Origin of the sequence: Frigoribacterium sp. CFBP 8751 (assembly GCF_014841545.1) — a bacterium.
Taxonomy (GTDB): Bacteria; Actinomycetota; Actinomycetes; order Actinomycetales; family Microbacteriaceae; genus Frigoribacterium.
This window is the reverse complement of record NZ_JACYUB010000003.1, coordinates 92279-106155: the sequence shown is the minus strand read 5'-3', so window position 1 is coordinate 106155 and position 13877 is coordinate 92279. Positions and strand designations below refer to the sequence as shown.

Sequence of the window (13877 nt, the reverse complement as noted above, 5' to 3'; positions counted from 1 at the left end):
ACCGACACGGCAGTTCCGACACTCTCCGGCCCGGTCGCCGCTACGCGATGAGCGAAATCCGGGGCCGATGTCACACGATACGGACGTCGGCGTGTTTTGATGAGTGTCTCACCCACCGCACCACCGTCAGGAGGAGCATCACATGACTCAGATGGCCACCGACCAGACCGCCGTCGACGAGCTCGGCTCCCGCTACCAGTTGAGCGCGGCGGACCGCTGCGACAGCTGCGGAGCCCAGGCATACATCCGCGCGACCATGGCCACCGGCGAACTGCTCTTCTGCGCACACCACGGCGCGAAGTTCAAAGAGAAGCTGCAGCCCACCGCCATCGAATGGCTCGACGAGAGTTCGAAGCTCCTCGCGCACTGAGACACGACGCCGCCCCGGACCACAGCCCGGGTCGGCAGCACGACGAAGGCCCCGCATCCGATCGATGCGGGGCCGTCGTCGTGCTGCCGTGCCGAGGTCGTCACATGGCCTTGAACGAGCGTTCGAGGTTGTCGGCGATGACCTTCTGCGACGCGGCGGCGTACTCGTCGAGCTTCGCGTGCTCTGCGCCCGCCGAGTACGAGATCATGCGGCGGCTCAACGCGACTCGCAGGACCCGATCGGTCAGGGCGGGGTTCAGAGGGAGAACCGGTCCCTTGAGCTGGGTGCCGAACGACACCCCTCGGCGTACCCCCTCGCGGCCGTCGCCGTTCCCGCCGCCGTGGACCACGGAACCGAACGGCTCGGCGTCCGTGCCGAGCTCGAGGTGGGCGGCGTGGTCCTCGAAGCCGAAGAGGGTGATCTCGTCACCCTGGTAGTCGGTGGTCACCTGCAGGTAGTTCGTCCTTCGAGGAGCCCCACGGCGGACGACGGCGTCGAAGAAGCCGACTCCCTCGACCGACTCGCCGTCGACGCCTTCGACTCCGCGGCTCAGGAGCTCGAGACCGCCCCCCACTGCCACCACGGGGACGCCGGAGGCGGCGAACGACTCGAGTGCCGGCGCGAGGCGACGAGCGTCGGCGGCGACGGCACGGACGCCCGACAGGGGGCCGTGCCCCACCACGACCACGTCGGCAACGGTCGGCACGTCGTCACCGATCCGGTACTCGAGGACCGAGCTGTCGACCCCGGCTCGGCGCGCGCGCACCGCGAGCGTCGTCACGTTGCCCCGATCACCGCTCACACCGAGCTCTTCCGGGTAGAGGTGGACGATTCGGAGGACGTCGTCGCTCACGCGGTCTTCTCCAGGTCGGGGTGGCCGAGGATGCGGCGGGCCAGCATCATCTGCTCGTAGTTCGTCACGAAGTGCTTCGTGTTGTCGCTCGGGGACGGAAGGGCCCGCATGAGGCGGATGGCCTTCGAGATGTCCTCTTCGATCACGTGGACGGGGATGCCCTCGTGCTCGAGTCGCAAGGCCAACTGCCAGGCCTTCGCTCCCGCGAGGACGTCGACGTGGTCGAGGTGCGAGAAGTCGATGTCGTAGATCCAGGAGATGTCGGGCGTGCCCTCGTCGATCGCCAACATGACCTGCTCGACGCCTTGCGGGAGTGCGTCGAGGTTCATCTGAAGGCTCGCCGCGTTCTTGAACATGATGAACTCGGCCTCGTCGGCGCCGAGGGACATGCGCTCACCGCGACCGTAGGCCGGCTTCATGCTCTCGAAGGCCCGCTGGACGGCAGTCGGGTCGACCGGGTGCCCCAGGACGACCGACGCCGTCTGGAGGGCCGCCGCGGCGTCCACGGCGTAGTGCAGACCACGCGCCGGCAGCCGGACGTCGATCGGGGTGCCGGAGACGGTGATGGTGGCACCCGTGCCCGTGAGAGCGGTCACCTCGGTCTCGGCGGTCAGCGAGGTGTCGGCCTCACGGCTGAAGTCGTTGGCGTTCTGGAGGCCGTTGGGTGACGCGGAGACGACCTCGGGTGAGGCACCGAAACGGGTCACCGTCTGGCGACCGACGGCCTGGTACGGGCCCAGGTGCTGGTCGTCGCGGTTCGTCACGACCGCGGCGGTGGCCACGGCAGCCGTGTCGGTCATCATCGTGCCGACCCGCTCGGTCTCGAAGAACCGGTACAGCTGATCGACCTGCACGTTGAGCATGAGCACCGTCGAGGGGTGCAGGGACTTCGTCAACTCGACGGCGAACGCCTCGTCGACCTCGATCACGCCGATGTCGTCGCGGACGCGACCGAACGGCGTCACCTCGCGGAGGAAGGCCGACGCGATTCCCTGAGGCAGGTTGGCACCCGTCGGGTTCGTGAACACCTTGAGCCCGTGGGCCCGGAGCGTCTCGGTCAGCATCATCGTCGTCGTCGACTTGCCGTTCGATCCGAGCACGAACACGACGCCGCGCTCGAACTGCGACGAGACGTGCGTCAGGAAATCGGGCGCGAGCTTCAGGACGGTCTGCCCCGGGTACGCGGACCCGCCGCCCCGCAACCGGGCGACCGCCCGGACGAGTCGGCCGGCCAGCACGGGGACCAGGTAACGCACGGGCCTACTCGAGGTAGTCGCGGAGCGACTGCGAACGCGACGGGTGGCGGAGCTTCGCCATCGTCTTGGACTCGATCTGGCGGATGCGCTCGCGCGTCACGCCGAACGTGTCACCGATCTGGTCGAGGGTCTTCGGCATGCCGTCGCCCAGGCCGAAGCGCATGCGGATGACGCCGGCTTCACGCTCGGACAGGCTGTCGAGCAGCGACTCGAGCTGCTTCTGCAGCATCGTGAACCCGACGGCGTCGGCGGGCACGACGGCCTCGGTGTCCTCGATGAGGTCACCGAACTCGCTGTCGCCGTCTTCACCCAGAGGCGTGTGGAGAGAGATGGGCTCGCGACCGTACTTCTGGACCTCGACGACCTTCTCGGGCGTCATGTCCAGTTCACGGGAGAGCTCTTCGGGCGTGGGCTCGCGTCCCAGGTCTTGCAGCATCTGGCGCTGGACGCGGGCGAGCTTGTTGATGACCTCGACCATGTGCACCGGGATGCGGATCGTGCGGGCCTGGTCGGCCATGGCACGAGTGATGGCCTGGCGGATCCACCAGGTGGCGTACGTGGAGAACTTGAAGCCCTTGGTGTAGTCGAACTTCTCGACGGCGCGGATCAGACCCAGGTTACCCTCTTGGATCAGGTCGAGGAACTGCATGCCGCGGCCCGTGTAGCGCTTGGCCAGGCTGACCACGAGTCGGAGGTTGGCGCCGAGCAGGTGGCTCTTGGCGCGTTGGCCGTCGCGCGACACCCAGCGCAGCTCACGCTCGAGCTCGCGGCTCAGGCCGGTGCTGTTGGCGAGCTTGTCGTCGGCGAACAGGCCCGCCTCGATGCGCATGGCGAGCTCGACCTCTTCGGCCGCGTTCAGCAGGGCGACCTTGCCGATCTGCTTCAGGTAGTCCTTGACGGGGTCGGCCGTCGCACCCGTGATGGTCGTCGAGTAGACGGGCATCTCGTCGTCGTCGTCCTGCGAGATGACGAGCGCACCCGTCGGCAAGATCTCGGGTGCGGGCTTCGCACCCTCGGCCTCGGCGTCGTCGCCGGCAGCCGGATCGACGGCGGCCTCGGCGTCGACCTCGTCGTCGGCGGATTCGGCCGCGGCGGCCTTCTTGGCAGCTGCGGTCTTGGCCGGCGCCTTGGCCGCCGCCTTCTTGGCGGGAGCCCTCTTCGCCGGGGCCTTCTTGGCGACGGGAGCCGTGGTCTCGGCCTCGACGGCCGTGTCGTCGGTCACGGCCTCGTCAGGGGCCGTGGTCGCTTTGCTGCGTGTAGCCATGCGAACACCTTTCAGTTCTTGGTACGTTCCGGACCGGACGCGATCGTCGCGTTCACGTGCGCCGGTGGGGACGTCGACCGGCACTGGGCGTCGGCCGAATTCGGGCAGTACTAGGACCCATGTCAAGTCCTCGATCGAAAGCGCGTCGACTGTGCCGACTCGTGAACTCGATCGATGGACATGAACGGGTCCGTATCCCATTATTGCACGTCCGGCCGGTGCCGGGCGACACGGGCGACGTCAGGCGTGTGGGTCCCGTCGGGGCCGGTTGCGCGCGGCCTGCCATCTCCTGTTCAGGGCAACCCAGAGGGGCGCCACCTCTATTCCTTCCTCGAGCCGAAGGCCACGACGGGTGCGTCGGCGCTCGACGAGCAAGGCCACCACGCCACCGCCGACGACCACGTACTGGACGAGCAGGGCGATGCGGAACGATTCGAAGGCGAAGAGGTCGCTCGGTTGCCCCGAGGCGACGCGGGCCGCGTCGAGTCGGTCGAGGACGACGCCGATCAGGAACATCATGACGAAGCTCGCCAGGAAGCCGCCGACGTTGACCACGCCGTTGGCCACCCCCAGACTGCGGAGCGGGTTGAACGTCCGCGCGAAGTCGAAGCCGATCAAGGAGCCCGGACCGCCCACCCCGAGGACGACGACCAGCACGTACGCGAGCCAGTGAGGAGGCGTCCCGGGCCACGCCAGCAACGTCGTCCAGACGACGGCCAGCACCGTGACGATGCCGAGGACGAGATTGGACCGTCGCATCGGGTAGCGCGCGACCAGCACGCCGAGGATCGGCCCCGCCACGACACCCGACACCACGAGCAGCGAAAGCATGCCCGAGGCCTCGCCGGTCGAGAAGCCGAGACCGCCCACCAGCAGCGGAACGCCCCACAGCAGGCTGAAGACCGTGCCCGACGACTGTGTCACGAAGTGCGACCAGAACCCCAGCCGGGTCCCCGGACGACGGACGCTCTGCCCGAGCTGTCGGCCCGCGTCGGCCCAGCTGAGGACCGATTCGGAGCGGATGCTGCCGGCCGGGGACTCCTTGACCACCAGCAGGACGACCACGGCGGCCACGACCGAGAGGGACGCCGCGCTGAGGAAGGCCGGACCCCACCCCGCCCCGTGCAGCACGATCGAGAGCGGCACGGCCGACAGCACCTGGCCGATCTGTCCGACGTTGCCGGTCCATTGCGACACCTGCGGAAGGATCGGCCCGCGGAACCACGAAGGCAGAAGACGGATCACCGAGATGAAGGTCATCGCGTCGCCGGCGCCCACGAGCACGCGGCCCGCGACGGCCCCGCCGATGGTCGGCGGCGAGAGCGCCACGACGAGTTGGCCCGCGGCCAACAGGACGGCACCGGCGACGATGAGTCTCTTGGGCCCGACCCGGTCGAGCAGGACGCCGACCGGGATCTGCAGCCCGGCGTAGACGACGAGCTGCACGACGGCCAGGGTCGACAGCGTCGAGGCCGAGACGCCGAAGAGGTGCTGCGCCTCGACACCCGAGACCCCGAGCGACGACCGCTGCAGGACGGCGACGACGTAGGCGAACACGGCGGCGCCCCAGACGAGCCAGGCACGCGCGGAGTTCACCCCGCGACCCTAGCCGACCGGGGGCTGGCCGCCGGCCCGCGCCTCCTGCGCTCCCGGATCGGAACGGACCCGGGAGGCGCGGCGTCGGTCAGGAGCGGTCGTCGCCCTCGCCGTCCACCCGCCGGGTGGCGAGGAACTTCTCGAGTTCGGCGGCGAGGGCGTCGGCCGAGGGCACCTGGCCGTCCTGGTCGGTCAGCGGGGAGGGCAGGGGGTTGCCCTGCATGTACGTGTCGTGACGTTCCTCGAGGGTGGCCACCAGGCGGGAGAGCTCGTGGTTGCCCGCGACCTGTTCGTCGACCTTGACCATGAAGTCGCGGCCCTCTTCGCGGAGGCGGTCGGTCGGGAAGATCAGACCCGTCGCAGCGCTGATGCTCGACAACGCCGCCACGGCGGCGTCGGGGAACTCCGTGTCGGCCAGGTAGTGGGGCACGAGCAGGACGAACCCCGCGGTGGGGTGCCCCGTCTCGCCGAGGCGGTGCTCGACGAGGTGCAACGCGTTGGCAGGGGCCTGGGTGACGGGCTTCCACACCGACATGGCCTCGACCAGGTCGGAGCGGTTGCCGCTCACCGTCACCCCGATCGGACGCGTGTGGGGCACGGGCATGGGGATGGAGTGCACCCACGTCGTGGTGGAGACGCGGTAGCGCTCGACGAGCTGCACGACGGCCGCGGTGAAGCGCTGCCACTGGAAGTCGGGTTCGAACCCCGCGAGGAGGAGGAACCGTTGACCGAGGTCGTCGTGGACGAGGTGGAGCGACAGGGTCGAGGGCTCGATCTCGGAGATGTGGTCCTGGTCGAAGGTGAAGGTCGGGCGACGGGCACGGTAGTCGAGGAGCTCGTCGGCGTCGAAGGTCGCCACGAGGGTGTGGTCGAGGGTGTCGAGGACGTACTCCGCCAGCTGGCTCACCGCCGAGCCCGCGTCGGCGAACCCGGTCAGGCCGGCGACGAGCGGCAGGCCGTCGGGCACGTCGTCGGCGTCGGGTGTGATGTCGTAGAGGGCTGCGGGGTCGTGCATGGTCTCCATGCTAGGCACCGGGCGTCGACGGAAGGTGCCCCGACCACGTGCCGAGAGCGAACACCACGGTCGATACGATGGGCCGATGACCGTCGCCACGCTCTCCGTCCTGCCGTCCGATCCGATCGCCGCCGAGGCCGACGTCCTCGTCGTCGGCGTCGTGAAGGGGGCCGACGGCCCCGAACCGACCCTCGAGGTCCCGGGGCTCGCCGAGTCGTTCGCCGCCCTGGGTGTGACCGGCGCCCGGGACGAACTCGTCAAGGTCCCCGCGGCCGGCGTCACCGCCTCGATCGTGGCCCTGGTCGGCCTGGGTGACTCCGTCACGGCCGAGAGCCTCCGCTACGCCGCGGGGTCGGCCGTCCGTCAACTCACCGCGGTCGACCGGGTCGTCCTGGCCCTGCCCGTGGGCGACGCCGCCGGCGCACTGGCCGCGCTCGAAGGCGCCGCGATCGCGTCGTACGAGTTCGACGCCTTCCGCCACTCCTCGGCGTCCGACACCCGTCGACACGCCCGTGACATCGCCCTGGCGACGTCGGCCGACGTCGAGGACTCCGCCCTCGAGCGCGCGGCCGTGGTGGCCGAGGCCGTGCACACCGTCCGCGACCTGGCCACGACTCCCCCGCAGCAGATGTACCCCCAGGCACTCGCCGACTTCGCCGTGGCGCATGCCGCGGACGACGCCCTCTCGGTCACCGTCCTCGACGAGGACGGTCTCCGCGACGGCGGGTACGGGGGCATCCTCGGCGTCGGCCAGGGGTCGAGTCGTGGACCCCGACTGGTCAAGGTCGAGTACTCCCCCGCCGGGGCAGCGAAGCACCTGGCCCTGGTCGGCAAGGGCATCACGTACGACACGGGCGGACTGTCGCTGAAGCCCGCCGCGAGCATGCTCGGCATGAAGGACGACATGACGGGTGCCGCGACGGTCCTCGCCGTGACGGTCGCCGTGGCGAAGCTGCGGCTGCCCGTTCGACTGACCGCCTGGCTCTGCATCGCCGAGAACATGCCGAGCGGCACGGCGATCCGACCCGACGACGTCCTCACCATCAAGGGCGGCACCACCGTCGAGGTGACGAACACCGACGCCGAGGGCCGTCTGGTCATGGCGGACGGCCTGGTCGCGGCGAGCGACGAGCAGCCCGACGCCATCGTCGACGTGGCCACCCTCACGGGGGCCCAGGTCGTCGCCCTCGGCATGCGCTACGTCGGCGTCATGGGCAACGACGACCTCGCATCCGAGATCGTGTCGCTCGCCGACGCGGCGGGCGAGACGTTCTGGCGCATGCCGCTCGCCGCCGAACTGCGGGCGCGCCTGAACTCCGACGTGGCCGACCTCGTGAACGCGACCCCGGGCAACACGGCGGCCGGCATGCTGCTGGCCGGCGTCTTCCTCAACGAGTTCGTCGGGTCGCGCGAGGGAACGTCGACGCCGATCCCCTGGGCGCACCTCGACATCGCGGGGCCGTCGAACAACAAGGGCGGCGGTTACGGCTACACGGCCAAGGGGTCGACGGGTGTGACCGTCCGCACCCTGATCGAGCTGGCCGACAAGTTTTCCGCTGCGTAGTAGGGTCGTGGGGGCGGGAGAAACCCGCTGAGATCGGTCCCCCGAGGGCATCCGCCGACGTGCGTCACGACGACGCCGCCGAACGGTGCGGTCGGTTCGGGGACGGGCGTCGTCGCCACCGCGACGGCCCCGCCTCGGCGTCGGGGTTCCGCGGACGCACGAGGGAGTTGCTGGGTGTCGGAACAGAATTTTGACCTGGTGGTGCTCGGTGGCGGGAGCGGCGGATACGCCGCAGCGCTGCGAGCGAGCGAGTTGGGCCTGAGCGTCGCACTCGTCGAGAAGGACAAGGTCGGGGGCACCTGCCTCCACCGTGGTTGCATCCCCACCAAAGCACTGCTGCACTCGGCCGAGGTGGCCGACGTCTCGCGTGAATCCGCCAAGTACGGCGTCAACACCGACTTCCACGGCATCGACATCGCCGCGGTGACCTCGTATCGCGAGGGGATCGTCGCCAGCAAGTACAAGGGTCTCCAGGGACTCGTCAAGGCTCGCGGCATCACGACCGTCGAAGGCGAGGGCAAGCTCACCTCCCCGTCGACCGTCCAGGTCGGCGAGACCACGCTCAAGGCGAAGAACGTCGTGCTCGCCACGGGGTCGTACTCGCGCAGCCTCCCCGGCCTCGAGATCGGCGGCAAGGTCATCACCAGCGAGCACGCCCTGGCGCTCGACCACGTGCCGAACAAGGTCGTCATCCTCGGCGGCGGTGTCATCGGCGTCGAGTTCGCCAGCGTCTGGAAGAGCTTCGGCGTCGACGTGACCATCGTCGAGGCCCTGCCCCACCTCGTGCCCAACGAGGAGGAGTCCATCTCGAAGCAGTTCGAGCGCGCCTTCCGCAAGCGCGGCATCGCCTTCTCGCTCGGTGTTCGGTTCCAGGGTGTCGAGCAGAACGACGACGGCGTCGTCGTCACACTCGAGGACGGCAAGACCTTCGAGGCGGACCTCATGCTCGTCGCCGTCGGCCGTGGCCCCTCGACCGCCGGTCTCGGCTACGAAGAGGTCGGCATCACGATGGACCGCGGTTTCGTCCTGACGAACGAGCGCCTCGCGACGAACGTCCCCGGCGTCTACGCCCTGGGCGACATCGTGCCCGGCCTCCAGCTCGCCCACCGCAGCTTCCAGCACGGCATCTTCGTCGCCGAAGAGATCGCGGGCCTCAAGCCGCAGGTGATCTCCGACGTGAACATCCCCAAGGTCACCTACTCCGACCCCGAGGTCGCCTCGGTCGGCCTGACCGAGGTCAAGGCCGCCGACCAGTACGGCGCCGACAAGGTCACCAGCTACGACTACAACCTCGCGGGCAACGGCAAGAGCCACATCATCGGCACCAGCGGTTCGGTCAAGGTCGTCCGCGTGGTCGACGGCCCCGTCGTGGGCGTCCACATGATCGGTGCCCGCGTCGGAGAGCTGATCGGTGAGGCACAGCTCGCCGTCAACTGGGAGGCCTACCCGGAAGACGTCGCCCCCCTGATCCACGCCCACCCCACCCAGAACGAAGCACTCGGCGAAGCCATGCTGGCCCTCGCGGGCAAGCCGCTCCACGCGATGTAGATCCCGAGCACCATCGCTCCTGCGAAGCAGGGGCCCGCATCACCACCACAGCAATCACAGACACACACATGTCGTCAAAGGAGCCCCACAGATGAGCGAATCCGTCAACCTCCCGGCACTCGGAGAGAGTGTCACCGAGGGTACGGTCACCCGCTGGTTGAAGAACGTCGGTGACCGCGTCGAGGTCGACGAGCCGCTGCTCGAGGTCTCGACCGACAAGGTCGACACCGAGATCCCTTCGCCCGTCGCCGGTGTGATCGAAGAGATCCTCGTCGCCGAGGACGAGACCGTCGAGGTGGGCACCGCCCTCGTCCGCATCGGAGACGGCAGCGCATCCGAGGCCCCCGCGGACGAGCCCGAGGCCGCCGCGGAGCCCGAGCAGGCGCCCACCGAAGCCGAGGCCGAGGAGCCCGAGGTCGCCTCGTCGGCCGCCCCTGCCCCCGGCGAGGACTCCGCGGCCAGCGCGCCCGAGCCCGCCCCCGCGGTGGACCCGGCGCCTGCGGCACAGCAGGACGCTGCGGGCCAGGAGCCCGCCGCAGCGCAGCCCGAGGCCACGCAGCCCAGCAGTGAGCAGCCCGCCCCGTCGGCACCGACCCCTTCGCCTGCGACGGGCTCGTCCGAGACCTCGGCACCTGCCACCCCGGCCCCGAGCAGCGGTGCGCCCGTCGGCTACGTCACCCCGCTCGTCCGCAAGCTGGCGAACGAGAAGGGCGTCGACATCTCGACCCTGACGGGCAGTGGCGTCGGAGGTCGCATCCGCAAGGAGGACGTCCTCGCCGCGGCCGAGGCCGCCGCGTCCTCAACCACGTCGGAACCGGCCTCCGCCGGTCCCGCTCCGATCGAGGTCTCGCCGTTGCGTGGCACGACCGTCCCGATGTCACGCCTCCGCAAGGTCGTCGCCGAGCGCGCGGTCCAGTCGATGCAGGCCATGGCCCAGCTCACCAGCGTCGTCGAGGTCGACGTCACCAAGGTGGCCGCGTTCCGCGACGCGAACAAGGGTGCCTTCCTCGAGAAGACCGGCAACAAGCTGTCCTTCCTGCCCTTCTTCACGCTCGCGGCCGCCGAGGCACTCAAGGCGCACCCCAAGCTGAACGCCACCGTCGACGGTGACTCGATCGTCTACCCCGACCACGAGCACGTCGCCATGGCGGTCGACACCGAGCGCGGCCTGTTGACGCCGGTCATCAAGAACGCGTCCGACCTCGACCTCGCGGGCATCGCCGGTCAGATCGCCGACCTCGCGCAGCGCACTCGTGACAACAAGCTGAAGCCCGACGAGCTGGCCGGTGGCACGTTCACCGTCACGAACACGGGTTCGCGCGGAGCCCTGTTCGACACCCCGGTGGTCTTCTTGCCGCAGGTGGCCATCCTCGGCACCGGCATCGTCGTCAAGCGCCCGGTGGTCATCAAGGCCGACGGGTCGGAGTCCATCGCGATCCGGTCCATGGTCTACCTGGCCCTGTCGTACGACCACCGCATCGTCGACGGTGCCGACGCCGCCCGCTTCCTGGTCGCCGTCAAGGAGCGTCTCGAGGGCGGGGACTTCACGTCCAAGCTCGGCATCTGACGCTCGTCGGGTGAGGCCCGCCCTCACCGATCGACGATCACGTCGCGAAGCCGCCAACCGGCCTCGGTCCTCATCACGAGGACCGAGGCCGGTTCGCCGTCGGGGCCCGTCGCCCCGAGCAGGACCGTTCCCCCGGTTCGTGACGCCCCTCCCGTCAACTCGAGATCGTCCGTCGCCGCACCGGCGAGCGAGGGATCGTCGAGCACGGCATCGTCCCGGAGCGCGATCGGTGAACCCGGCTGGTCGACCACCTCGAGACAGCTGCGTGTCACGTCGCGCAGGCATTCCCGACGAGCCGCCAGGAGCACCTCGGCAGCTGCGACGGGATCGTCACCGACCACGAGTGCCCCGGCTTCGTCGAGGGATCCTGTTCCGCCCGACCGGGACGGTGCGGCCGTTGTGGCCCCCGGGAAGTCGCCCGCAGGACTCCCCGGCGTCGAGGCATCGCTCCCGGCCGAGACAGCACCCACCTCATCGTCGGCTCCGTCATGGCGTGCCGAGGAAGCCGGCCCGAGGACGATCGCCGCTCCGGCGACGACGACCGCGACGACCGCGACGACCGCGAGCAGTCGGTAGCGCCGTCGAACGGTCCCGAGGGCTGTGACGACCTGCCGTGGTCGCAGGTCCCGCACACCGGCGATCGCCCGGTCGAGTGCCTCGGATTCGGGCAGGAAGGTGAGCCAGCCCCGCATGGTCTGCTCGTCCTCGGGGGCCGACACGAGGGGGTCTCGCACGAGGCCGCCGTCGACGCCGTCGACCACGGCGTCGACGCTCGAGAGGGGGACGGCCTCGCCGAGGTCGAAGACCGACTCGACCAGTGATTCGAAGCTCGACGCGTCCAGGGTCGGCGCCGAATCACGGGACGCCGGTCGCGCCGCCCGCTCGACGAGAGCCTGGGCGAACTGCGCCGCCGCGGGCAACGACGCGCGCTCGGCCTCCGGACCGACGGCCGCTTGCGGCACGGTGACCAGCACGGGTGCCCCGCGAGCATCGATCTCGATGTCGTCGACGTCGAGAGCACCGATGGCCGTCCCCCGACGGGCCAGGTGCTGGACCGCGCCCAGCACGGGCACGACGAGGGTGATCACCTCCCCCGGCTCGGGACGCCCCCGGGCGGCGAGCCACGACGCGAGCGGGTCACCGCCGACGTCCGTGAACACCAGCACGAGCTCGCCCGACGGACTCGTCAGCACGTCGACGAGGGTCGCGACGTGCGGATGGTCGGCGCGTGCGAAGGCGACCGCCTCGGCGACGGGAGACCGTCCCGCCGAGCCCGACCCGCGCCTCCTGAGCACGACGCGTGACCCACCGGGTGCTTCGGCGAGGATGCGCTCCACCGCACCGTCGAGGCGTCGGGAGAGCACGCGGTAGGGGCCGATCGACTCGTTCGTCATGAGGCGATGGTGTCGTCCCGTGCCGGGCGGCGTCGTCCCGCGGGGGAACACTGTCGACCGTCGACGGATCCGAGTCCCTGGGGAGGATTCGTCGGGACCGCTTACCCCGTATCCTGGTCCACATGGCTCGTCGCACGCCCCCCGAGAACACGTCCCCGAAACCGCCGAAGGAACCCGGCCGTCTCAAGCAGATGTGGCAGGTCTTCCAGATGACCCGCCGCGTCGACAAGACGGCGCTGCCGATGATGCTGCTGGCGTTCTTCGTGCCCGTGCTGCTCGGTGTGGTCGCGGCGCTGCTGCTCACGGGTGGCAACGTGCTCGCGCTGGTGCTCTACATCGTCGTCGGCGTCATGCTCGGATTCCTGCTGCTGTTGATCGTGCTGGGTCGGAAGGCCGAGCGCGCGGCCTACTCGCAGATCGAGGGGCAGCCGGGTGCCGTCGGTGCGGTCATGAAGAGCGGCCTGCGTCGTGCGTGGCGCGCTGCCGAGATGCCCGTGGCCGTCCAGGGGCGCAGTCAGGCCGCGGTGTACCGCGCGGTCGGCCGGCCGGGTGTGGTGCTCGTCGCCGAAGGCGGCGCCGGCCAGACCCGCCGACTCGTCGACGAAGAACGTCGCAAGGTCACGCGCATCCTGCCGAACGTGCCGGTCCACGTGCTGAATGTCGGCCCCGATGCGGACTCCGTGCCCCTCCACAAGCTCGCCGGGCGCATGAACAAGCTCAAGTCGTCCATCAACCGCAACGAGGTGCTGGCCGTCAGCAACCGCCTCCAGTCCCTCGGTCAGAACGGCCTGCCCATCCCCAAGGGTGTCGACCCCTTCAAGGTACGGTCGGGTCGTCCGCGCTGACCCAGGCNGTCGTTCGTCCGTCGGACGTCTCAGACGCGGACGAGGAGCGTCCCGGCGACGCGGTCGTGCAGACCTCGCTGGTCGAGGTCCCAGACGACGGCCGGGATGACGAGCACGAGCAACACCGAGCGCAGGACGGGCCGTCCCACACCGATGCGGCCGCCGGCCATCGGCACGAGACGCATGCCCAGGGCGAGGTGCCCGAGCGAGCCTCCGAACAGCACGAGGAAGAGCATCTGCATGAGCAGGAACACCCCGGTGATGGCGAGGCCCTCGCCACCGAAGAAGAGTGCGGCCACGGCGTAGGCGATCGCCCAGTCGACGGCGAGCCCGGCGACGCGCCGCCCGAGCCGGGCCACGGAGCGCGGGCCCTTCTCGGGCAGCCCCAGCCGCTCGCCCGGCCAGCGCTGTGCCCCGTCGTCGGGGCCGCCCACGGAGGCGGGACGAGAAGGAGGCGCGGTGCGATCGGGCATGTCCCGAGCCTACCGAGGGACCGAGCCGTAACATGCCGGAAACATGAGGGACACCGCAGCGAAACGGCCCCTCCGTAGCCTCGTCGGAGGCTGCGTCCCGCATCCGATCCGTTCCAAGCCCATTGGAGAGAC

The 13877-nt window shown here is 69.9% G+C and carries 12 protein-coding genes; 5 read left to right on the top strand and 7 right to left on the bottom strand.

Annotation, left to right across the window (positions count from 1 at the left end):
* The first annotated feature begins 142 nt into the window (after positions 1 to 142).
* Complete coding sequence (locus IFT88_RS09740) at positions 143 to 370, top strand: DUF7455 domain-containing protein (RefSeq protein ID WP_043592677.1); 228 nt, start codon at positions 143 to 145, stop codon at positions 368 to 370.
* Between the two features lie 100 nt (positions 371 to 470).
* Here the strand turns inward: IFT88_RS09740 and IFT88_RS09735 are convergent, their stop codons facing one another.
* From IFT88_RS09735 to IFT88_RS09715, 5 genes are all read right to left on the bottom strand, one after another.
* Complete coding sequence (locus tag IFT88_RS09735; RefSeq protein ID WP_043592675.1) at positions 471 to 1223, bottom strand: hypothetical protein; 753 nt, start codon at positions 1221 to 1223, stop codon at positions 471 to 473.
* Positions 1220 to 2479 carry a MurT ligase domain-containing protein gene (locus IFT88_RS09730; protein ID WP_056226329.1) on the bottom strand — a complete coding sequence of 420 codons (1260 nt, stop codon included), beginning with the start codon at positions 2477 to 2479 and terminating at the stop codon, positions 1220 to 1222. The genes IFT88_RS09735 and IFT88_RS09730 overlap by 4 nt, the downstream gene beginning before the upstream one ends.
* A 4-nt stretch (positions 2480 to 2483) precedes the next feature.
* Positions 2484 to 3743 (bottom strand): RNA polymerase sigma factor, encoded by a 1260-nt coding sequence (locus IFT88_RS09725; protein WP_043592854.1) that lies wholly within the window; start codon positions 3741 to 3743, stop codon positions 2484 to 2486.
* A gap of 240 nt (positions 3744 to 3983) precedes the next feature.
* Positions 3984 to 5339, bottom strand: coding sequence for an MFS transporter (locus IFT88_RS09720; protein WP_192120361.1), 1356 nt, complete (start codon positions 5337 to 5339; stop codon positions 3984 to 3986).
* 88 nt (positions 5340 to 5427) lie between these two features.
* Complete coding sequence (locus tag IFT88_RS09715; RefSeq protein ID WP_192120359.1) at positions 5428 to 6354, bottom strand: proteasome assembly chaperone family protein; 927 nt, start codon at positions 6352 to 6354, stop codon at positions 5428 to 5430.
* Between the two features lie 85 nt (positions 6355 to 6439).
* Between IFT88_RS09715 and IFT88_RS09710 the strand changes: the two genes are divergently transcribed.
* The 3 genes from IFT88_RS09710 to sucB all read left to right on the top strand — a co-directional run bounded on the left by IFT88_RS09710 (position 6440) and on the right by sucB (position 11033).
* A complete protein-coding gene (locus tag IFT88_RS09710; RefSeq protein ID WP_192120356.1) occupies positions 6440 to 7918 on the top strand; it encodes a leucyl aminopeptidase in 1479 nt (492 codons plus the stop codon).
* A gap of 174 nt (positions 7919 to 8092) precedes the next feature.
* Positions 8093 to 9466 carry a dihydrolipoyl dehydrogenase gene (gene lpdA / locus IFT88_RS09705; protein WP_043592668.1) on the top strand — a complete coding sequence of 458 codons (1374 nt, stop codon included), beginning with the start codon at positions 8093 to 8095 and terminating at the stop codon, positions 9464 to 9466.
* 91 nt (positions 9467 to 9557) lie between these two features.
* The gene (sucB, locus tag IFT88_RS09700) at positions 9558 to 11033 is read left to right on the top strand and encodes a 2-oxoglutarate dehydrogenase, E2 component, dihydrolipoamide succinyltransferase (protein WP_192120354.1); all 1476 of its coding nucleotides are present in this window, start codon (positions 9558 to 9560) and stop codon (positions 11031 to 11033) included.
* A gap of 23 nt (positions 11034 to 11056) precedes the next feature.
* Here the strand turns inward: sucB and IFT88_RS09695 are convergent, their stop codons facing one another.
* Positions 11057 to 12427 (bottom strand): hypothetical protein, encoded by a 1371-nt coding sequence (locus IFT88_RS09695; RefSeq protein ID WP_192120352.1) that lies wholly within the window; start codon positions 12425 to 12427, stop codon positions 11057 to 11059.
* Between the two features lie 122 nt (positions 12428 to 12549).
* Here IFT88_RS09695 and IFT88_RS09690 point away from each other — a divergent pair, with 122 nt between their 5' ends.
* Entirely contained in the window at positions 12550 to 13272 is a 723-nt protein-coding gene (locus tag IFT88_RS09690) for a DUF4191 domain-containing protein (protein ID WP_043592665.1), read from the top strand.
* A gap of 29 nt (positions 13273 to 13301) precedes the next feature.
* Here the strand turns inward: IFT88_RS09690 and IFT88_RS09685 are convergent, their stop codons facing one another.
* Positions 13302 to 13745: an RDD family protein gene (locus IFT88_RS09685; protein WP_043592664.1), complete on the bottom strand. Its 444-nt coding sequence runs from the start codon at positions 13743 to 13745 to the stop codon at positions 13302 to 13304.
* Between the last annotated feature and the right edge of the window lie 132 nt (positions 13746 to 13877).